Below are 21,601 nucleotides of genomic sequence, written 5' to 3' on the forward strand. Positions count from 1 at the left end.
CGGCCAAGCGAAGCGCCGCCGGGAGAAACCCGGGGTCGGCGTAAACGCCTCGCCCGGGCTACAACGTTATGCGCAGTAACGTTCGCACCAGCGTAAAATGGCTTTTTCGAAGCAGGCGAACGGCGGGTGCACAATCCCGGCGCCAATCATGCCGATGCCGGCATCTTTATGGGCAATGGCGGTATTGATCACCGGCAGAATGCCACTGCTGCCGACGCGGGTGATGTCGATAGCCGTTGGCACGCCCATAAAGCCGAGCAGCGGGATGGTGACGTTCGGGTTCTCGCCGAGCGTGATTTCGCGCATCTGGCGGGAGAAGTCGATAGCCTCTTCCACCGTGCCGCCCACCAGCGCCACAATCGCCGGGGCCGTTGCCATCGCAAAGCCGCCGATACCGTAGGTTTCGGTAATCGCGCTATCGCCGATATCAAGCCCGGAGTCTTCCGGTTTATAGCCAGCAAACATCGGGCCGATAACCTGCTGCGCCGGGCCGGTGAACCACTGCCCCGGCAGGCCGCTGACCCGCAGGCCGAACTCGACGCCGTTACGCGCCATGGTGGTGACCACGGTGCTGTATTCGATGCCGTGCGCCGCGTCCATCGCCGCTTTACACATCGCCATCCACGTCGGGCCAGAGAAGTAGTCGCTGCTGGCGACAAACTCGAACACTTCGCGCTGCTGCTCAACGGAATAACCCGCCTGAATAATCCCCGGCGTCAGCGCCTGAATCAGCAGCGTAGTGCCCGCGTTGTTACGGTTGTGGCACTCATCGCCCATGTGCAGCGCCTGGGCCAGCATTAAGCGCAGATCAATCTCGCCGATGATCTTCATTGCCTCGCGCAGCATCGGGCCCTGCACGTCGCGCATCCAGTTCAGACGGTCGATCACGCTCTGATCGTTGGCTCCCATGCGCAGGATCTTCGCCATCTGCTCGCTCATGTTGGTATAAGCGATGTTGCCGTAGGTTTTGTTCTCAACGATGTGCATAAACATCGAGGCTGAAGTCACGCCCGCCATCGACCCTACGCAGTCGTGCTCATGGCACGGCGAGAAGGTGATTTCACCGGAAGCCGCGAGCACCGCCGCGTCATCGATATCCTTCGCCAGCCCTTCAAACACCAGCGCCCCGGTCACCGCGCCTTTCATCGCGCCGCACATTTTCTCCCAGGTAACCGGCGGGCCCGCGTGGAGGATGGTTTTCGGCGTCATGCCCGGCACCACGTTGATAGCCTGGTCAAAGCCAATCAGCACCGGGTGAGACTGGATAATGCGCTCCAGCGCCTGCTGGTTAGCGGCGGCAATTTTCTCCGCCAGCGGGGAATCGGCGATGCTGTCCAGCGCATTCACCACCTGCATATTGCCCTGCCCCGGCGGCGTCCAGTCGAGCTGGGTGACGGCGACGTGCTGCTTTTTCAGGTCATCGCTAAACATGGCGATGCCGACGTTAATGACGTTCAGCGGTTGGGTAAATAGTGACTGGCTCATCAGACTTCCTCCCCTTTGCAGATAAATTCACGCGCCAGCAAACCGGTATTGGTGCTGCTGCTGGCGAGGACAACGCCCGCGTCGGTCAGCATCTGGCGCTGTTTTTCCAGCGACGGCGCGTCGAGATCGGTCCCCAGAACGTAGGCGAGGATCACCAGCTCACGGCCATCGGCGGCGGCGATCGCTTTCGCCTCTTTGATGGCTTCGATCGTTGAACCCACCGGATCTTCATGCGATCCAAAGCCCAGCACGAAATCCATCACGATCACGCCCACTTGCGGATCGCGCGCTTCCTGAATCAGGCGGCTGATGCGGTTGGTCGGGTCGATCATCGGGTGCGGCTTGCCGTTGGTGAAGTCGTCATCGCCGAAGTCGAGGAAGGTGTGTTTCACGCTGCGGTTGATGTCCGCCAGGCGGAAGGCCGGGTCAGGCTGAATGTTGCTATAGACGTCACCGTGTTTTTCCATCACCGCGAACATGGTTTCGTCGCACAGCGTGCCGCCGCAGAACAGGCCGCGAATGTACTTCTGCTGCGGGGTCAGGCGTGAACGCACGTCAGCGATTAACGTCTCGTTCAGCGGATGCAGGTCTAACGATGCTTTCTTCACGCCGCTCAGTAACACCGCTTTCAGCGCTGCGTCTTTGGTGCCGCGAGCGAACTGTAAGCCCTGCTCGTCAGCCGGTGGCTCAGCGCGACCGAGGAAGCAGACCACGACCGGTTTACGGCACGCGCGAGCACGCTCCAGCACTTTGCGCGCCACGGCTGGAGCCGGTGGCTTAGAGACCAGCGCGATAATTTCGGTTTCCGGGTCGTTTTCCAGCATGCCGATCGCGTCGAGCATCATCAGCCCGCCAATCTTCTCGCTGAGATCGCGCCCGCCGGTGCCGATAAGCTGCGAAATGCCGCCGCCAAAATCATGGATACGCACGCTCAGCTCCTGGCTGCCGGTGCCTGACGCGCCAATAATGCCGATGTTGCCGCGGCGTACCGCGTTGCCAAAGCACAGCGCCGCGCCGTTGATAATCGCGGTGCCGCAGTCCGGCCCCATCATCAGCAGCCCTTTTTCGTGCGCCAGCTGTTTCAGCGCCAGTTCGTCTTCAATGGTGACGTTGTCGGAGAACAGCATCACGTTGAGGTCGTTTTGCAGCGCCTGACGCGCTTCGCGGGCGGCAAACAGGCCGTTGACCGAAATCACCGCCAGGTTGCTGTCCGCTACGTGTTTTTTCGCGCTGGCAAGCGTGGCGTAGCGTGCTTCGTGCGAACCGCTTTCCGCTTTTTTGGAGAACAATTCTTCAATGGCCGCCAGCGTCTGCTCGTTGTCCGCACCGTCTTTGCCGTTAATGACGATCATCAGGTCGCCATTTTTCGCTTCATCCAGCTCGGCGGTTAACAAACCGAGATTTTTCAGCACGCCCTTGTTCATCTCGGTGGCCATGGCCACGAACGCCTGCTCAACGCCGTCTATCTTATTCGCGCGAGTGGAAATCGACATCAGCGAGACCGAATCAAAATACGTATTCTGCTTAATCACTATTTTGACTGACATAACTCCCTCCATAGGCTTGGCTCAGCGCGCAGGCATCCGCCATGCCATAAAGCATGTCGCAGCCGGAACTGGAGCCAATATTTTTAATACTGGCGATAGTCTGGGTAGAAATATGTTGCGGTTCATTAACCATGCCGTTAATAAACCCGAAAATCGTTTCGCGATAGCGCTGGGAAAAAGCGGCTTCCAGCGTAATAGCGCTTAATAAAGTGGTATTGTTACGCGCCACGCTTAGCGCGGAATCAAATGCATCGCGATATTTTTTCGCCGGGTGTCCGTCGATAAATAAAACGGTGCTTAATCCCACTAAATAATCATCTGCCGACGGCGTCAGGCCAATGCCTAATCCCACCATATTAGCCACCGCCGAGGTTATTTCCCGTCCCTGTAATAACGCGTTAAATAATGTTTTTCGCCGCTGCTGTAATGCCTGAGAGATAGCCTGATAAAACGGGTTATCGCCGCGCCAGAGAAACAGCGTCTGGTTATCCTGTAATTGTTGATGAATCTCGTCGTGCCACCGCAGCCAGGGAATCTGCCGGAACCGTTCGGCGTTAAGCTGCGGTATTGTTGGCTGCCAACGCTGGCAGGAGGCGGTATTCAGCCATTTATCCTCGCCAACCGTTATTCCTGTTGGGTGAAACTGAGCCGTCTCACCGGGCCGGAACAGCCCGTCGAAGTGAGTGAGTGCTAACCTACAGCTATTCGGGGCGTTGTCGTACTCTTCGCACAATAGCGTCAACAACCGCCGCTGCGCCGGGAGATAAAGGTTTACCGCCCGGGAAAAGACCTGTTCGACACGTCCAGCACCACGTTCCGAAAGAAAGTGCTCATCCGCAGTTAGCGCTTGCACACACCGCCGTATTGGGGTGTCGATAGCGCGTCTCCTCTGTTACGCTCCGGCGGCAATCAGCAGCTGGGCTATCTCTTCGTAACCCTTCTCCCGCGCCAGTTCCAGCGGGGTTTTGCCGTATTTGTCGGTCATGTGCGGGCTGGCACCATGCTCCAGCAGCAGGCCGACAATGGTCTGCTGGGTTTCACCGCCGTCGTTGAGCACGATGGCCTCCAGCAGCGGCGTCCAGCCGACAAAGTTAGTGTGGTTGACGTTAATGTGAGTGCGGTGCAATAGCTCTTTGACGATTTCAAGGTGCCCTTTTTCGCAGGCGGGCGTTAGCCCCACGCCGCCAAAACGGGTTAAACGATTTAAATCCGGACGAGCCGGTAACAGTAAACGCAGCAGCGTTAAATCATTATTCAGACAGCTAATTAAAAATGGGTTTAAACAGGTCTGGTCTTGTTTATTAATATCCGCACCGGCGTCCAGTAAGGCCACTACGCAATCATATTTTTTATTCAGGCTCGCCAGCGTAATGGCCGTTTGCCCCTGACGATTACAGGCATTAATATCAACGCCCTGATGCAGGCAAGATTTTAATTTCGTTAGTTCGCCTTGTTGCGCAGCCAATAGATAGTCAGCAATCAGATTGTTGTTGGTCATGTCAAATTCCCTGATTTTTGTGGCTGTTTTCGATGAAATGAGAATAGCAACGAAATAATCAGAAAAGAACCCGCTTAAATTTTATTCGCCATAAGCTGCTTGATTAGTGAATTTTATTTAATAATCGATACAGACTGTGCGGTAGTGCACCGTTTATTTCTTTGCCGCTATGCCCCTTAACTCAATCGGGTTTTCTTTCTATATAGTTTCAGTGCGTAACCACTACATGAGAGGAAACAACGATGAACGGACTCACCGCTACGGGCATTACCGTTGGAGTGTGTGCAGGTCTCTGGCAGATGGTGTCCTCGCAGGTTGGGCTGGCCCCAGGCTGGGAATTATTAGGTACGATTGGCTTTGTGGCGTTCTGCAGTTTCTATGCGGCAGGCGGCGGCAAGGCGGGATTTGTGAAGAGCCTTTTTGTCAATTACTCCGGCGCCGTCTGGGCGTTTCTCGCGGCGGCGGCCTCCGGCTGGCTGGCGGCGGTTAGCGGGCTATCGCCCTTCTGGGCGGGCGTGGTGATGACGGTACCGTTCTCCGCCGTGGTGGTCTGGCAGGGCCGATTCTGGCTCACCTCATTTATCCCCGGCGGCTTTCTTGGCATGACGCTGTTTTTCGCCACCGGGATGAACTGGTGGGTCACGTTGCTGGGCTTTTTTGCCGGAAACTGCGTCGGGATTATCTCGGAATATACCGGGCGCAAGCTGAGCGAAGCCACCTCGAAAGAGGTCGCGTAGGCGGTTTTTAAAAGTTATTCAAAAATGGTTGCCCAACAATCACTTCAACCAATACATTCATCTTATTAAAGAGGCCCAGTAAATAGCTGAACCGAGGAGCAGGTGAATGAACTCAATTTTTACCGAAGAGAACCTGCTGGCATTCACTACCGCCGCGCGGTTTGGCAGCTTCAGTAAGGCCGCGGAGGAGCTGGGCCTCACCACCTCCGCCATCAGCTATACCATCAAACGCATGGAGACGGGCCTCGATGTGGTGCTGTTTACCCGCAGCACCCGCAGCATTGAGCTGACCGAATCCGGGCGCTACTTCTTTCGCAAAGCCAGCGACCTGCTCAATGACTTCCACGCGATTAAGCGCAGCATCGACACCATTTCCCAGGGCATTGAAGCGCGGGTGCGCATCTGTATTAATCAGCTGCTCTATACGCCGAAGCACACCGCCCGGCTGCTGCAGGTGCTGAAAAAGCAGTTTCCTACCTGCCAGATAACCGTCACCACCGAGGTCTACAACGGCGTCTGGGATTCGATTATCAATAATCAGGCCAGTATCGCCATCGGCGCGCCGGATACCCTGCTCGACGGCGGCGGCATTGATTACACCGAGATTGGCGCCATCCGCTGGGCCTTTGCCATCGCGCCGTCCCACCCGCTGGCGTTTATGCCAGAGCCCATTGCCGAAAGCCAGCTGCGCCTCTACCCCAACATCATGGTTGAAGACACCGCGCACACCATTAATAAAAAGGTCGGTTGGCTACTGCACGGACAAGAATCAATTCTGGTGCCGGATTTCAACACCAAGCGCGAATGCCAGATCCTCGGCGAAGGGATTGGTTTTCTGCCGGACTACATGGTGCGCGATGCCGAAGCGCAATCTCAGCTGGTCACCCGGCAGATCAACAACCCGCGCCAGGACTCCCGCATGCTGCTCGCGACTCAGCACTCGGCCAATGGACAGGTGACGCAGTGGATCAAACGGCAGTTTAGCCCGCAAGGGGTATTAACGGATATTTACGCAGACCTACTACATCGAGACGTAGAAAACGCCAATAAATAAAAAAGCACTACGCAATTTATGAAAATTGCCGATAACTCAGATATTACGCTTAGTATTTTTTATCCGTTTAAAAAATACTAAAAAATAATTAATGAATAATAAATACCTGTACATTCACTATGATAGCTGGAACCTCGCTTAATCCGTTTCGGTGATATCACCAAATCCACAAACATAATGTTATTCTGGCTAAAGCGACGTTTTACAGGGATCTCATCGCGCAGCAAGGAGAATAAATGTCACTGCATCATTTAATTGCGCACATTCAACAGGCCTTCCAGCAGCCTGCAGGCATGACGTAATGACATGGCGTCCAGCCGGCGTTAATCCTTTCAGTCTCCAGAAACGATGGCTTTCATCGCTACTGGCGCTGTTGCTTTTGGTCGCGCCAAATCTGGGCGCAGGCTGGGATTTTAATACTATTAATTCACGTACCCAGCGGCTTTATGGCCCGACTACGCCCACCGCACAGCGCAACATTGATGCCTGGGAAGCTCTGCTTAAGCAGCCGCCGTCGAGCGATATTCATGCCACGCTGAACCGCGTGAACCAGTTTTTTAATTCCCGTATTAGGTTTACCGATGATATTTCGGTATGGGGTCAGCAGGATTATTGGGCGACACCGGTTGAGGCATTACGCAAAGGGGCTGGTGATTGCGAAGACTACGCCATCGCCAAATATTTTACGCTGCGGCAACTGGGCGTTCCCGCCAGCCAGTTAAGAATCACCTATGTTAAAGCACTACAGCTTAACCAGGCCCATATGGTCTTAACCTGGTATTCCGCGCCCGATGCCGTTCCGCTCGTGCTCGATAATCTTAAACCCAACATATTACCCGCCTCCGCACGCAGCGACCTGCTTCCCGTCTATTCCTTTAACGGTGAAGGTCTCTGGATCCCGCAGGCGAGCGGCAGCAAACGTGTCGGCGACAGTAAAAAACTCTCTCGCTGGCAGGATCTTCTCACCAGGATGCGTGCAGAAGGATTTGTCATTAATGAATAGGATTCAGCCATGTCCCTTTATAAACAGCTACTAATTGGCATCTGTCTGTTTACCTTCACCATATTCTGCGGCAATTTTTTTGCCACGCTGGAGAGCTCACGCGAGCAGTATTACAACCAGCTCAGCGCCCATGCCCAGGATGCCGCCACCGCCCTTGGGCTGTCGCTGACGGCGCATATCGACGATCCGGTGATGACGGAGCTGATGGTTAACTCCATTTTTGATAGCGGCTATTTCTACCGCATCCAGGTCGTTGATATTAAAAGCGGCCAACCGATTATCGAGCGTCAGAACGTGCCGCCAAGCGCCAACGTTCCGGCCTGGTTTGTCCGCCTGGTGCATCTGGACCCGGGACAAGGTGAAGCCATTGTGATGCGTGGCTGGAGCCAGGCCGCGCGCGTGGAAGTGGTCAGCCATCCGATGTTTGCGCTGTCACGTTTGTGGAGCAGCCTGGTTGCCAGCCTGCTATGGCTCAGCGGCTGTAGCGTGCTGTGCATTCTGGGCGCGATGTTCTTGTTGCGAAATCGCCTGCGTCCGCTGAATTACATCGTCGAACAGGCGACGGCCATCAGCCGTCGTGAATTTTTAAGTATCCCCGCCCTGCCGAAAACGCCGGAACTCCGCCGGGTGGTTGAAGCCACCAACATGATGGTTACGCAGCTCAAAGCGCTGTTCAGCGAGCAAGCCAAACGTACCGAAACGCTGCGTCAGGAAGCCTATAACGACAGCCTGACCGGGCTGAATAACCGCCGGGCTTTTGATATTAAATTCCAGACCCGCTTGAGCGACGAAGAAAACGCGGACGGGAATCTTATCTTACTGCGCGTGCAGGACCTGATGGGCCTCAACCAACGCCTCGGCGGCGTCAATACCGATAAGCTATTGAAGAATATCAGTGAGATTCTTATCACGCTGCAGCAACGCTTTTTCCTTAATGAAGGCTTTGTCGCTCGCGTGCGCGGCGGCGAATTTGCCATTCTCACCGACCCGGTGTTGCCAACCGAGATGGAACATTTCGCCAGCTCACTCAACACTCAACTCAAAGCGCTGTATGAAACAGGCCTGAGCGACGTTGATCCCGTCGCCCACTTTGTCGATGTTGCCTTCCACTATGGCGATTCACCGCAAACCCTGCTGCGCCAGGCAGATAGGATACTGGTCGCAACCGAAACGGATATGCACGCCTTCGCCGATCCAGAGGCCGCCGCGAAGCAGGCAGATGAGGACCACCATCAGTGGCATCATCGTTTGACCACCGTTCTGGATAAAGAAGCCTTTGAGCTTTACGCGCAGCCGGTATACCAGTGCAACAACCAGCACATTGTTTTGCATAACAAAATTCTGGCTCGTATCCAGACAGATGAAGGCGAAATTATCCCGGCGGGGCGCTTTATTCCCTGGGTTCGCCGCCTGTCTCTCAGCCGCAAAATGGATATCGTCATGCTTAAGCAGACGTTGCGCGCCATGGAAAACAGCCGACATGAGTTTGCCCTCAGCATTAGCGGTGAAAGCGTGGCCGATGATGAAAGCCTGAATGCACTGCTTAAGCCGCTGAAAGGTCTACGCCATCTGACGCCACGGTTAACGCTGGAGCTGGATGAAAACGAACTGCCGGATCCCGATCGCGTCAGCATCCTGGTGAAAAAATTGCAGGATCTGGGCTGCGGCCTGGGGATCCAGCACTTTGGCGGCCGCTTCCATCTGATTGGCAACCTGCCGCAGTGGGGGCTCGCCTGGATCAAAGTTGACGGTGGATACATTCACCGCATCAACGAAGAAGAAGATAAGAAGCTGTTTATCGAAGCCATTTACTGGGCTACGCGGCAAATTGACCTGCCGCTCATCGCCGAGCGCGTCGAAACCGAAGGCGAACTGGCGGTACTGGAAAACATCGGCCTGTATGGCGCAATGGGGCGTTATTTTAGCGACGCCAGCACACTACAAAAAACTCAGGAGAGCAGCCATGCATTTTATAGAACGTGATAGCGAAGGGCGGATAGTTCGGGTCGAGACCGCGGAATTCAGCGGCATGACCGAAATAAGCGAAGTGACCACGGGAGAAATCAGCGACTGGATTAAGGTGAGCGAGCTTCGCGCCTCGACGATCCAACAGTTGCAGCAGAGCGACCTGAACATGGTGCGCGTACTGGAAGATCTTATCGAAGTGTTGATGAGCAAAGGCGTTATCAGCATTACCGACCTCCCGGCCGCCGCGCAAAGCAAGCTGCTCAATCGCGCGGCAGCTCGCCAAACGCTAGGCGGCCTGGAAGGGCTTATCAGCGATGATGACGAGCGATTAATATAAGCAACAATTATCCTTATTTGTTCAGGCACATCATGTATGTGCCTGACATCTCTCCCGCCACGCAAAAATATTCACCAATACATCCATGACGTTGACCTGTATAAAGTGATGCACCTTATCTGTTGTGTCTTCCACATTGCAGGTTTAAATAACAAACACAGTTACCACGCCGATAAAACAAATTTACGACGAATACGAAATGTTCATGCTATTAATATATTCACATACTAACCCAGTAAAAACAATTAACTTATCTAATACATTGACGCACTACCAGACTATTAACAGGAAAATTAAACCATAAAACAAAAATAAGTAATACAAAACTATCAGCATTAATACCACACGGGTGAACGCGTCAAAACTACGTATAACAATCAATTAATTACAGATGAATGGCATAGTCCACATAGCAGAAAAAATAAAATCACAGGGCTATCAATCACTATAAATCGATATCAAACATTGATATTACTCTACAGATATACTTCTGACTGGCCATTTCATTTACCTTTTAAAAACAACACAATATAGAAAGCCAAGAAACTATCTTTATAGTTTTCATCTTTAGCCAATAATTTCTTTACAGAAAATTCTCACAAAATCGACATTAAAATCAAAGAAAGCGTTTATTTTGCGTATTACCTTATAAACATAGCCAAAGTCTTTATTTACCAGACCTCATCTTCATGAGATGCCTGGAATACTATCAGCACACACACAAATGTATGAGATATCCGTTTTGCTGTGTTTTGTATGGAAGGCGTTCGCTATTTCTCCTGATGGAAACAGGAGATTGCTGATGTAAGACAGCAACAATTTTGTTTTTTGTCTCAACCTCGCCTCTGGTGGTCCCCCACCGGCCAGGGAAATGAACACAAGAAAAGGATGACATGATGAAAAAACACATTCGGGTATTAACCAGCCTCTCTCTGCCGCTGCTGTTCGTCAATAACGTCAGCGCGGCAACGTTAGAACAGGCGGTCAAAGACAGTTTGCTGTGGCACCCACAGGTCAGCGCCTCCGTTAACAGCCGTTACTCCGCCGACGAAGATCTCCGTGCGGCAAAAGGGGGATACTTACCTACGTTAAACCTGTCCGCCGGTACCGGTTGGGAGCAGACCGATAACTCCAGCACCCGAGCGGCAAACGACCACCACCGTAACCTGAATCGCAGTGAATCCAGCCTCAATCTGCGCCAGAACGTGTTTAACGGCTTTGCCACCACCAGCGAAGTCGCCCGGCAAAAAGCGACCGTCAACTCCCGTGCGTTCTCGGTGATGAACACCAGTGAAGTCACCGCGCTGAACGCCATTCAAAGCTACCTCGACGTGCTGATGCGTCAAAAAATGGTACAGCTGGCGCAAAATAACCTCACCAGCCACGAGCGCGTCTTCGATCAGATTCGCCTACGCACCGAGCAGGGCGTTGGCCGTAAGGCCGACTATGAGCAGGCACAGGCGCGTCTGGCACAAGCCCGCAACAACCTGCTGACCGAGCAGACCAATCTTGAAGATGCTCAGGCCAACTACTACAGCGTGGTGGGCAAAGAGGCCTCCGGTCTGTCGATGCCGATGACCACCAAAGTCCCGGCTTCACAGGCCGACGCGCGCAAGCAGATGCTGGAAAACAGCCCGTTGCTGAAACAGGCCGATGCCGATGTTGAAGCCACCCGCCAACAGTACGAAGCGGCGAAATCTCGCTTCTATCCAAGCGTGGATATCGACCTCGGTCGCCGTATGGACAACAACGTCGATGGCACTCGCGGCCACGATCAGGAATGGCAGGCCATGGTTCGGATGAACTACAACCTGTTCAACGGCGGCAGCGATAAGGCCCAGCTCTCATCCTATGCCTACAAAATGCAGGAAGCACAGGACGTGAAGCGTAATGCGCTGCGCCAGCTCGATGAAGAACTTCGCCTGTCCTGGAACGCCTGGCAGAACGCCAAACAGCAGGTGCCGATCGCCAAAGATTACGCTGACCGCAGTGCCGTCGTGCGCACCGCCTATCAGGAGCAGTTCAGCATCGGCGAGCGTAGCCTGCTCGATATGCTGGACAGCGAAAACGAAGTGTTCAACGCCCAGCGCCGCTACGTCGAAATGCAGTTTGTGGAAATGTTCACCACCTACCGCATCAACGCCCGCATTGGCGACCTGTTAAAACAGCTCAATATTCAGGCACCAACGGCAGCACAGCCCGTTGAGGAGCAGCAAAGCGCACACGCCAATTTACCCGAACTGAAGTAACGATTTAGACCTACGGGCTACCCCACTCTCCGGCGGGGTAGCCCCTTATAGGCTTTGAGCAATACGAACATTTTGATGGCTTATGAGGTCTGATTATGGCGTCTTATACTGATTCACTTGAACATGTGACCTCCTCGCCTGATGACACCATCAGGCTCGACCCATGCCAGAATCACGATGATCCCCTGCTCGATGCGCTGATGATCATCTGCAAACTGCATAACATTATTTTCAGCCGTAACGTCTTAACCGCCGGACTCCCCCTCCAGGAAAGCCTGCTCACTCAGGGCACTTTCCCACGCGCCGCCACACGTGCTGGCCCGAAAACATGTGGCGGTGCTGATTAGCTGGGATGGATTGAATCGCGCCCGGCCCAAAAGAGAGCGTCATGAACGCACTGAAAAAAGGACAAATTCATGCGCAACGCTAACCGAATCAACCGCCTGAAAGCCTGGCTTTTGGGTGATAAAAATACCTCAACCCTGGCCGCCAACGAAGTAAACAAAGCGCTGATCGACGACTCCCCGCGAGTGGTGCGTATCACGCTGTGGGCCATCCTCGGCTTCTTTATCATCATGATTGCCTGGGCCGCGCTTGCCGAAATTGACGAAGTGACGCGCGGTGATGGTAAAGCGATTCCCTCCTCACGGCTGCAAAAAATCCAGAACCTGGAAGGGGGGATTGTCGCAGAAGTCTGCGTTCATGAAGGGGAAGTGGTCAACGCAGGCGCGCCGCTGCTGCGCCTGGATGATACCCGATTCCGTTCTAACGCCGGGGAATCGGAAGCCGACCGGCTGGCGCTGGAGGCGCGTATTCAGCGTCTGACCGCCCAGGTCGAGGGCAAAGACACCCTAACGCTATCGCCCACTATTATGGCGAAATCCCCGGATATCGCGAACGGCGAACTGGCGCTTTTTGCCAGCGTAAACAAACGCATTCAGAGCGAACTATCCGGCCTCAATGAACAGCTGGTGCAGAAAAAACAGGAGCTGCTGGACTACCAGGCTAAAGCCGAACAGTACCGTCGTAGCCTGAGTTTGCTACAACAGGAAATCAGCATGTCTGAGCCGCTGGTTGCCAAGGGGGCCATCTCAAAGGTTGAGTTGCTGCGTCTGCGTCGCTCTGAAGTCGACACCCGCGGGCAGCTGGAATCGGTGACGCTGGCGGTGCCACGAGCGCAGGCGGCGCTTAAAGAGATTGAGAGTAAAATGGGTGAAGCGCGTGGCCGCTACCGCAGCGAGGCGCTGTCGCAGCTCAATGAAGCACGTACCGATCTCAGTAAAACTGAGGCTTCCGGAAAAGCGATTGAGGACCGGGTTAACCGTACGTTAGTCACCTCGCCGGTTCGCGGTATCGTTCAGCAACTGATGGTCAACACTATCGGCGGCGTTATCCAGCCGGGTAACGATATTGTGGAAATTGTGCCTCTGGATGACACCCTGCTGGTCGAAGCTAAGATCCGTCCGCAGGACATCGCCTTTCTGCGCCCCGGCCAGGAAGCCATCGTGAAGTTCACCGCGTACGACTACACCATCTACGGCGGGCTGAAGGCCAAACTCGAGCAGATAAGCCCGGATACGGTGACGGATAAAGAGGGGAAAAGTTTTTACGTGATTCGTCTGCGTACCGAGAAAAACCATCTCGGCAGCGATAAAAATCCGCTGATTATTATTCCTGGCATGGTGGCCTCGGTGGATATTATTACCGGCAAGAAAACCATTCTTACCTATCTGTTAAAGCCGATTCTGCGCGCCCGCGCGGAGGCGTTCCGCGAACGATAAGCATAAAAAAACCCCGGCATTACAATAATGTCGGGGTTTTTATTTGTAGGCCTGATAAGCGCAGCGCCATCAGGCAGTTCGATATACATTGCCGGATGGCGGCTTTGCCTTATCCGGCCTACTCGTTAATTTTCGGATGCTGCATCACCAGCTGCGAACGTTTTTCCTGCAGCGCGGCAATCTCGGCATCGATATCTTCAATCTTATGCTCGATATGGTCGTGATGCTCCTGGAGGATCTCCTTCGCTTCAGCCATATCCGACGCCGCAGGGGTTGCACCTTTCAGCGGTCGGTTGGCGGTCTCTTTCATCATCACGCCGGTCATCAGACCGATCACCGCGACCACCATCAGATAGTAAGCTGGCATCATCAGGTTCTGCGTCGACTCCACCAGCCAGGCGGCCAGCGTCGGCGTTACACCGGCAACCAGCACCGAGATGTTAAAGGCACTCGCCAGCGCGCTGTAGCGAATATGGGTTGGGAACATCGCCGGTAACGACGACGCCATCACCCCGGTGAAGCAGTTCAGAATCACCGCCAACAGCAGCAGACCGGAGAAAATCAGGCCAATCGAGTTGCTGTTAATCAGCACGAAGGCTGGAATCGAGAACACCAGCAGCGCGATACTCCCCACAACCACAAACGGACGACGGCCAAATCGGTCGCTCAGCAGACCCATCACCGGCTGCACGAACAGCATACCGATCATAATGGCGATGATAATCAGCACGCCGTGGTCTTCCGAATAGTGCAGGTTATGCGACAGGTAGCTCGGCATGTAGGTCAGCAGCATGTAGTAGGTCACGTTGGTCGAGATAACCAGACCGATACACGCCAGCAGGCTGCGCCAGTGCTTGGTAGCAATCTCTTTAAACGATACCTTTGGACCATCCTGCAGACCCTGACGATCGCCCTGCTCCAGCTTATCCACGTGCTGCTGGAACGCAGGGGTCTCTTCCAACGCGTGACGCAGATAGAGACCGATAATCCCTAACGGCAGCGCGACGAAGAACGGAATACGCCAGCCCCACTCAAGGAAGTTCGCCTCACCCACCGCAGTGGAGAGTAGAACTACCAGACCCGCCCCCATCACGAACCCGGCAATAGAACCAAAGTCCAGCCAGCTGCCCATGAAACCGCGCTTACGGTCAGGGGAATATTCGGCCACAAAGATAGACGCCCCGGTATATTCACCGCCGACCGAGAAGCCCTGCGCCATTTTACACAGCAGCAGCAGGATTGGTGCCCAAATACCGATGGTCTCGTACGACGGAATAAGACCAATACAGAATGTACTGAGCGACATAATAATAATGGTGATGGAAAGAATCTTCTGGCGACCATATTTATCCCCGAGCATCCCGAAGAACAAACCGCCCAGCGGACGAATCAGGAAGGGAACGGAGAAGGTACCCAGTGCGGCAATCATCTGCACGCTCGGGTCGGCATCCGGGAAGAAGACTTTACCTAGCGCATAGGCAACAAACCCATAAACCCCGAAGTCAAACCACTCCATCGCGTTACCCAGTGAAGCAGCGGTAATCGCTTTGCGCAGCTTGGTATCGTCGATGATAGTGACGTCACGAATCGTGATCGGTTTTACTTTTTTCCTTTTAAGCATGGTTTTCCTCGTTCAATTTCGCCTTGAACGCACACCCAGTGGCGACAAACACACGATGTGTTTGCGAGGGCGCGTAAAGGGAGCCGTGGAGATGCTGGTCCCTTTTATCCAAGCGTAGCAGGTTTGCATGTCTGCGTGAGTCGATGTTTGCGGACAATCAAACCTGTTGGGCCTGCTGGCGAGTCAGTTAAAAAGCCGCCCCTCTGAAAATGACCGTGTGAGGGACAATCCTATTTACCCTAACAGCGATTAATATTGTGATCAACTTAACAAAAGCTTGAATCATGCTACTAACGCGAAATATTCCGCTCACATTTGCCTGCTTATTTCCCGCTCAACGCTAGTGATGCCGCACCGTTCACGCCGTTTTTTCACCTCAATTTTGAAATGAGTTTTTTCAGAATTTGTCACATTAGCTTCACACCGTTTTTATCTTTCCAATCCCCTCGGTATCAATATTTGAAATATGTGTTCCATATATAAAATGCTGCTTTATTTTTATTGAGTCGCTATTTCCATAAAACCAGAGCGCGCTCAACAGCCCGCGCATCACTAATCAGACCCCTCTCCCTACAAGGGAGAGGGGAAAACCACCCTTCGTTTTCTGACCATTCGTCAACCAATTCCTCGATACCACCGACAAATGCAGGGTTTTATTGTATAATCAGGGCCATTTTCGGCGATTTGCCGTTTTACAGGCCTTTGCCTTTCGCACTGCACATTTGAGGATATATCCATGTCATTACCCCACTGCCCACAATGCAACTCCGAATACACCTACGAAGACAACGGCATGTTCATCTGCCCGGAGTGCGCGCATGAGTGGAACGATGCTGAACCGGCACACGACAGCGACGAGCTGATCGTAAAAGATGCCAACGGCAACCTGCTGGTCGACGGCGACAGCGTGACCGTAGTGAAAGACCTGAAGGTCAAAGGCAGCTCTTCGATGCTGAAAATCGGCACCAAAGTGAAGAACATCCGTCTTGTTGAAGGCGACCACAACATCGATTGCAAAATCGACGGTTTCGGCCAGATGAAGCTGAAATCTGAGTTTGTGAAAAAGAACTGATTTAACTCGCAGCATTGCCGGATGGCGATGCTACGCATCTTATCCGGCCTACAAATTGCACTGTCCCGTAGGCCGGATAAGCGAAGCGCCATCCGGCAATACGCTCCCCGCCCCGCTTCGCCCCCAGAACCGACACGCACTACACTTAATGAGCACTTCTTACCTGAGGTAACGATCATGCCGTTAAGTCCCTATCTCGCCTTTTCCGGAAACTGCGCCGATGCCATTGCCTATTATCAGCAGGCGCTGGGTGCGGAACTGCGCTACAAAATCACCTTCGGCGAAATGCCGCCCTCCGCCATGGACGACGAAGGCGGCTGCCCGTCCGGCCTGAAGTTTCCCGATAGCGCCATCGCCCACGCCAACGTCCACATCGCGGGTAGCGATATCATGATGAGTGACGGCACCTCGCCGGATGCCGCAGGCTACTCTGGCTTTACGCTGGTGCTCGACACCCAGGATGTGAAAGAGGGTAAACGCTGGTTCGACAATCTCGCCGCCAACGGCAAGGTTGAAATGGCCTGGCAGGAGACCTTCTGGGCACACGGTTTTGGCCGCGTCGTCGACCGCTACGGCGTGCCGTGGATGATTAACGTGGTCAAACAACAAGAGCCCACGCTCTAACAACGCGGGAGGCCACGGCCTCCCGTCCTGTCATCAAATCCCTGCCAATTATTCATCGCCGAGTCATCCCGCCTTAACCCAAATGTCACACTACTTCGCCACGATGAGGCCACCTTAATTGAGGGTCTCAACATGCAAACGATTATTCGCGTTGAAAAGCTCAACAAGACGTTCAATCAGAATCAGGTACTCCACGCCATTGACCTGAACGTCCACGCCGGTGAGATGGTGGCTCTGCTTGGCCCGTCCGGTTCTGGCAAATCCACCCTTTTACGTCATCTGAGCGGCCTTATCGTCGGCGATAAAACGCCGGGCAGCCGCATCGAACTGTTGGGCAACACCGTACAGCAGTCGGGCCGTCTGGCGCGCGACATCCGCAAGAGCCGCGCCCACACCGGCTACATCTTCCAGCAGTTCAACCTCGTAAACCGCCTGAGCGTGATGGAGAACGTGCTGATTGGCGCGCTCGGCAGCACGCCGTTCTGGCGCACCTGCTTTAGCTGGTTCACCCGCGAGCAAAAACAGCGTGCATTACAGGCGCTCACTCGCGTGGGCATGGCGCATATGGCCCACCAGCGCGTCTCGACGCTCTCCGGCGGCCAGCAGCAGCGCGTGGCGATTGCCCGTGCGCTGATGCAGCAGGCGAAGGTGATCCTCGCCGACGAACCTATCGCCTCGCTGGACCCAGAATCCGCGCGCATCGTGATGGACACGCTGCGCGACATTAACCAGACCGACGGCATCACCGTGGTGGTGACGCTGCATCAGGTCGACTATGCGCTGCGCTACTGCGAACGCATCGTCGCGCTGCGTCAGGGACACGTGTTCTACGACGGCAGCAGCCAGCAGTTTGATAACGAACGATTTGACCATCTCTACCGCAGCATTAATCGCGTCGAAGAGAACGCGCAGGCTGCTTAACGTCCCCACAATGAGGAATGGAAATGAGTTATAAAGCCGTTGCCGCGCTGGCTTTTACCAGCATGTTTAGCCTCAGCACCCTGTTAACCCCAGCCCACGCGGAAGAGCAGGAAAAGGCGCTGAACTTCGGCATTATTTCGACGGAATCACAGCAGAACTTAAAGCCGCAATGGGAACCGTTCCTGAAGGACATGGAAAAGTCGCTGGGCGTAAAGGTTAACGCCTTCTTCGCACCGGACTACGCGGGGATTATCCAGGGGATGCGCTTTAACAAGGTCGATATCGCCTGGTACGGCAACCTCTCCGCCATGGAAGCGGTGGACCGCGCTAACGGTCAGGTATTCGCTCAAACCGTGGCCGCCGACGGCTCCCCAGGTTACTGGAGCGTGCTAATCGTCAACAAAGACAGCCCAATCAACAACCTCAACGACCTGCTCGCCAAGCGTAAAGAGCTGACCTTCGGCAACGGTGACCCGAACTCCACCTCCGGCTTCCTGGTCCCAGGCTACTACGTCTTCGCCAAGAACAACGCTTCCGCCAGCGACTTCAAGCGCACGGTCAACGCCAGCCATGAAACCAACGCTCTGGCCGTTGCCAACAAGCAGGTAGATGTCGCCACTAACAACACCGAAAACCTCGACAAGCTGAAGGTCTCCGCGCCGGACAAGCTGAAAGAGCTGAAGGTTATCTGGAAGTCACCGCTGATCCCAGGCGACCCAATTGTGTGGCGTAAAAACCTGTCTGAGTCCACCAAGGACAAGGTGTACAGCTTCTTTATGAACTACGGCAAAACGCCGGAAGAGAAAGCGGTGCTGGAACGTCTGGGCTGGGCGCCGTTCCGCGCGTCTAGCGACCTGCAACTGCTGCCGATTCGCCAGCTGACGCTGTTTAAAGAGATGCAGACCGTGAAGGGCAACGGCACGCTGAACGACGCCGAGAAGGCCACGAAGACCGCCGATATCCAGGCGCGTCTGAACGACCTTGACCGTACCACGGCGGCGATTGGCGCGATGACATCAGTGACCAAAGCGGTGCAGTAATGCTTTTCACCCTCTCCCCTATGGGGAGAGGGAACCAGATGGTAGGCCGGATAAGGCGCTTGCGCTGCCATCCGGCAATAACACACGCACGGAGACCAACCATGCAACACACCATCACCGTTCCCCCGCCCAAGCGCAGTTGGTTTTCGCTTATCAGCTGGGCCATTCTGCTGGCGGTGCTTGTCGTCTCCTGGAAAGGGGCGGAAATGAACCCGGTCACGCTGTTCAAAGACGCGGGCAACATGGCAACCTTCGCCGCCGACTTCTTCCCGCCGGACTTTAGCCTGTGGCAGGACTACCTCAAAGAGATGGCCGTTACCCTGCAAATCGCCGTCTGGGGCACCGCGCTGGCGGTCGTACTCTCCATTCCCTGCGGCCTGATGAGCGCCGAAAACCTGGTACCGTGGTGGGTTTACCAACCGATGCGTCGCCTGATGGACGCCTGCCGTGCCATCAACGAAATGGTTTTCGCCATGCTGTTCGTTGTCGCCGTCGGCTTAGGTCCGTTTGCCGGGGTGCTGGCGCTATTTATTCATACCACCGGCGTGCTCTCCAAGCTGCTTTCTGAAGCGGTGGAAGCCATTGAACCCGGCCCGGTTGAAGGCATTCGCGCCACCGGCGCTAACAAAATCGAAGAGATCCTCTACGGCGTCCTGCCGCAGGTCATGCCGCTCTTAATCTCCTACTCGCTCTACCGCTTCGAGTCCAACGTCCGCTCCGCCACGGTGGTCGGGATGGTTGGCGCAGGCGGCATCGGCGTGACGCTGTGGGAGGCGATTCGCGGTTTCCAGTTCCAGCAAACCTGCGCACTGATGGTGCTTATCATCATCACCGTCAGCCTGCTGGATTTCCTCTCTCAGCGTTTGCGTAAGCACTTCATCTGATTAGCGAGGTTTTGTTGACTATGCACCTGTCTACACATCCGACCAGTTATCCGACGCGTTATCAAGAGATTGCCGCTCGCCTGGAGCAAGAGCTGCGTCAGAACTACCGCTGCGGCGACTATTTGCCCGCCGAGCACCAGCTCGCGGCGCGCTTTGAAGTGAACCGTCACACTCTGCGTCGCGCCATCGACCAACTGGTGGAAAAAGGCTGGGTTCAGCGCCGCCAGGGAATTGGCGTGCTGGTGCTGATGCGCCCGTTCGACTACCCGCTGAACGCTCAGGCGCGCTTTAGCCAGAACCTGCTCGACCAGGGCAGCCACCCCACCAGCGAAAAGCTGCTGTCGGTGCTGCGCCCGGCCTCTGGTCATATCGCCGAAGCGCTGGGGATAGCCGAAGGCGACAACGTCATTCACCTGCGCACGCTGAGCCGGGTTAACGGCGTGGCGCTGTGCCTTATCGACCACTACTTTGCCGACCTGCAGCTCTGGCCTACGTTGCAAAGCTTCAGCAGCGGTTCGCTGCATGACTTCCTGCGTGAGCAAACCGGCATTGCGCTCAAACGCAGCCAGACCCGCATCAGCGCGCGCCGGGCGCAGGCCAAAGAGAGCCAGCGCTTAGAAATCCCCAACATGGCCCCCCTGCTGTGCGTGCGCACTCTGAACCATCGTGAAGGCGATGACCAGGCAATGGAGTACTCCGTCAGCCTGACCCGCGCCGACATGATCGAATTTATTATGGAGCACTGAATGCATCTTGATACCGCGACCCGTCAGCACTGGATGTCGGTGCTGTCCCACAGCGACCCCGCCAATCTTGCGGAAAAAATGATCGCGCTGAACATTACCGCCGACTACGAGACGATTCGCGCCCCGGAAACCGGCCTGGTCCAACTTCAGGGCCGCATGGGCGGCACCGGAGAACGTTTTTTTGCCGGCGATGCCACGCTGACCCGCGCCGCCGTGCGCTTGAGCAACGGCACCGTGGGCTACAGCTGGGTGCTGGGGCGCGATAAACCGCACGCCGAGCGCTGCGCGGTGATTGACGCGCTAATGCAGCAACCCACCCATTTTCAAACCTTATTAGAAACCCTGATTACCCCGCTGGAAGCCGACCGTACCGCACGCATTGCCGCACGTCAGGCTGAAATCAACGCCAGCCGGGTCGACTTCTTTACTCTGGTTCGCGGAGATAACGCATGACCCTGGAAACCGCTTTTACCCTTCCCGTGCAGGATGCCCAGCACAGCTTTCGTCGCCTGTTAAAAGCCATGAGTGAGCCGGGCGTGATCGTCGCGCTGCATCAGCTCAAACACGGCTGGCAGCCGCTGAACGTCGCCACCACCAGCGTGCTGCTGACCCTTGCCGACAACGACACGCCGGTGTGGCTATCCAACGCACTGCATAACGATATCGTCAGCCAGAGCCTGCGGTTTCACACCAACGCACCGCTGGTTGAGCAGCCGCAGCAGGCAACCTTCGCGGTGTCGAGCGACACCATCAGCAGCGAGCAGCTAAACGCCCTGTGTGAAGGCAGCGCCGTGGCACCGGAAACCAGCGCCACGCTGATTGTGCAGGTCTCAAGCCTCAGCGGCGGTCGCATGCTGCGCCTGACCGGCGCAGGTATTGCCGAAGAACGCATGATCGCCCCGCAGTTACCGAGCTGCATTCTGCATGAACTGACCGAACGCCCGCACCCGTTCCCGCTTGGCGTGGATTTAATCCTCACCTGCGGCGAGCGTCTGCTGGCTATTCCGCGCACCACTCACGTCGAGGTTTGCTGA

Annotated in this window: 21 protein-coding genes; 16 read left to right on the forward strand and 5 right to left on the reverse strand. The window is 55.1% G+C overall.

From position 1 onward, the window contains the following. Positions 1-66 precede the first annotated feature (66 nt). The 4 genes from MY052_RS22130 to MY052_RS22145 are packed head-to-tail and all read right to left on the reverse strand — an operon-like array spanning position 67 to position 4,530. The gene (locus tag MY052_RS22130; RefSeq protein ID WP_248537870.1) at positions 67-1,485 is read right to left on the reverse strand and encodes a YlbE family protein; all 1,419 of its coding nucleotides are present in this window, start codon (positions 1,483-1,485) and stop codon (positions 67-69) included. Then, positions 1,485-3,032, reverse strand: coding sequence for an acyl-CoA synthetase FdrA (fdrA, locus tag MY052_RS22135; RefSeq protein WP_248537871.1), 1,548 nt, complete (start codon positions 3,030-3,032; stop codon positions 1,485-1,487). The genes MY052_RS22130 and fdrA overlap by 1 nt, the downstream gene beginning before the upstream one ends. Next, on the reverse strand, positions 3,010-3,885 hold the full coding sequence (locus MY052_RS22140; RefSeq protein WP_248537872.1) for an oxamate carbamoyltransferase subunit AllH family protein: 876 nt from the start codon (positions 3,883-3,885) through the stop codon (positions 3,010-3,012). The genes fdrA and MY052_RS22140 overlap by 23 nt, the downstream gene beginning before the upstream one ends. A gap of 39 nt (positions 3,886-3,924) precedes the next feature. Then, entirely contained in the window at positions 3,925-4,530 is a 606-nt protein-coding gene (locus MY052_RS22145; RefSeq protein ID WP_035891897.1) for an ankyrin repeat domain-containing protein, read from the reverse strand. A 242-nt stretch (positions 4,531-4,772) separates the two neighbouring features. On the opposite strand from MY052_RS22145, the gene MY052_RS22150 reads away from it, so the two are divergent. The 8 genes from MY052_RS22150 to MY052_RS22185 all read left to right on the forward strand — a co-directional run bounded on the left by MY052_RS22150 (position 4,773) and on the right by MY052_RS22185 (position 13,659). Next, a complete protein-coding gene (locus tag MY052_RS22150; RefSeq protein WP_123651179.1) occupies positions 4,773-5,267 on the forward strand; it encodes a DUF1097 domain-containing protein in 495 nt (164 codons plus the stop codon). Positions 5,268-5,373: 106 nt separating this feature from the next. After that, positions 5,374-6,321 (forward strand): LysR substrate-binding domain-containing protein, encoded by a 948-nt coding sequence (locus MY052_RS22155; protein ID WP_202216727.1) that lies wholly within the window; start codon positions 5,374-5,376, stop codon positions 6,319-6,321. Positions 6,322-6,622: 301 nt separating this feature from the next. Further along, complete coding sequence (gene lapG / locus MY052_RS22160) at positions 6,623-7,324, forward strand: cysteine protease LapG (protein ID WP_081918519.1); 702 nt, start codon at positions 6,623-6,625, stop codon at positions 7,322-7,324. A 9-nt stretch (positions 7,325-7,333) separates the two neighbouring features. Beyond that, entirely contained in the window at positions 7,334-9,307 is a 1,974-nt protein-coding gene (locus tag MY052_RS22165) for a bifunctional diguanylate cyclase/phosphodiesterase (protein ID WP_248537873.1), read from the forward strand. After that, the gene (locus MY052_RS22170) at positions 9,288-9,629 is read left to right on the forward strand and encodes a hypothetical protein (RefSeq protein ID WP_035891901.1); all 342 of its coding nucleotides are present in this window, start codon (positions 9,288-9,290) and stop codon (positions 9,627-9,629) included. Before MY052_RS22165 ends, MY052_RS22170 begins: the two co-directional genes overlap by 20 nt. Positions 9,630-10,525: 896 nt before the next feature. After that, positions 10,526-11,878, forward strand: coding sequence for a TolC family outer membrane protein (locus MY052_RS22175; protein WP_123651201.1), 1,353 nt, complete (start codon positions 10,526-10,528; stop codon positions 11,876-11,878). Positions 11,879-11,973: 95 nt separating this feature from the next. Beyond that, the gene (locus MY052_RS22180) at positions 11,974-12,225 is read left to right on the forward strand and encodes a cysteine peptidase family C39 domain-containing protein (RefSeq protein WP_248537874.1); all 252 of its coding nucleotides are present in this window, start codon (positions 11,974-11,976) and stop codon (positions 12,223-12,225) included. A 69-nt stretch (positions 12,226-12,294) separates the two neighbouring features. Further along, positions 12,295-13,659, forward strand: coding sequence for an HlyD family type I secretion periplasmic adaptor subunit (locus tag MY052_RS22185; RefSeq protein ID WP_248537875.1), 1,365 nt, complete (start codon positions 12,295-12,297; stop codon positions 13,657-13,659). A 118-nt stretch (positions 13,660-13,777) separates the two neighbouring features. Here the strand turns inward: MY052_RS22185 and proP are convergent, their stop codons facing one another. Further along, entirely contained in the window at positions 13,778-15,280 is a 1,503-nt protein-coding gene (gene proP / locus MY052_RS22190) for a glycine betaine/L-proline transporter ProP (protein ID WP_035891904.1), read from the reverse strand. 736 nt (positions 15,281-16,016) lie between these two features. On the opposite strand from proP, the gene MY052_RS22195 reads away from it, so the two are divergent. The 8 genes from MY052_RS22195 to phnH all read left to right on the forward strand — a co-directional run bounded on the left by MY052_RS22195 (position 16,017) and on the right by phnH (position 21,601). Next, complete coding sequence (locus tag MY052_RS22195; protein WP_035891906.1) at positions 16,017-16,352, forward strand: zinc ribbon domain-containing protein YjdM; 336 nt, start codon at positions 16,017-16,019, stop codon at positions 16,350-16,352. Between the two features lie 177 nt (positions 16,353-16,529). Next, positions 16,530-16,976 (forward strand): VOC family metalloprotein YjdN, encoded by a 447-nt coding sequence (gene yjdN / locus MY052_RS22200; protein WP_035891907.1) that lies wholly within the window; start codon positions 16,530-16,532, stop codon positions 16,974-16,976. A 132-nt stretch (positions 16,977-17,108) separates the two neighbouring features. Further along, the gene (phnC, locus tag MY052_RS22205) at positions 17,109-17,897 is read left to right on the forward strand and encodes a phosphonate ABC transporter ATP-binding protein (protein WP_035891908.1); all 789 of its coding nucleotides are present in this window, start codon (positions 17,109-17,111) and stop codon (positions 17,895-17,897) included. Positions 17,898-17,920: 23 nt separating this feature from the next. Continuing rightward, entirely contained in the window at positions 17,921-18,937 is a 1,017-nt protein-coding gene (phnD, locus tag MY052_RS22210; protein ID WP_035891909.1) for a phosphonate ABC transporter substrate-binding protein, read from the forward strand. A gap of 101 nt (positions 18,938-19,038) precedes the next feature. Next, on the forward strand, positions 19,039-19,821 hold the full coding sequence (phnE, locus tag MY052_RS22215) for a phosphonate ABC transporter, permease protein PhnE (RefSeq protein ID WP_123651187.1): 783 nt from the start codon (positions 19,039-19,041) through the stop codon (positions 19,819-19,821). A gap of 20 nt (positions 19,822-19,841) precedes the next feature. Then, positions 19,842-20,567: a phosphonate metabolism transcriptional regulator PhnF gene (gene phnF, locus MY052_RS22220; RefSeq protein ID WP_248537876.1), complete on the forward strand. Its 726-nt coding sequence runs from the start codon at positions 19,842-19,844 to the stop codon at positions 20,565-20,567. After that, entirely contained in the window at positions 20,568-21,020 is a 453-nt protein-coding gene (gene phnG, locus MY052_RS22225; protein ID WP_248537877.1) for a phosphonate C-P lyase system protein PhnG, read from the forward strand. It begins immediately after the preceding gene. Further along, positions 21,017-21,601: a phosphonate C-P lyase system protein PhnH gene (gene phnH / locus MY052_RS22230; RefSeq protein WP_035891913.1), complete on the forward strand. Its 585-nt coding sequence runs from the start codon at positions 21,017-21,019 to the stop codon at positions 21,599-21,601. Before phnG ends, phnH begins: the two co-directional genes overlap by 4 nt.

Origin of the sequence: Kluyvera ascorbata (genome assembly GCF_023195735.1) — a bacterium.
Taxonomy (GTDB): Bacteria; Pseudomonadota; Gammaproteobacteria; order Enterobacterales; family Enterobacteriaceae; genus Kluyvera; species Kluyvera ascorbata.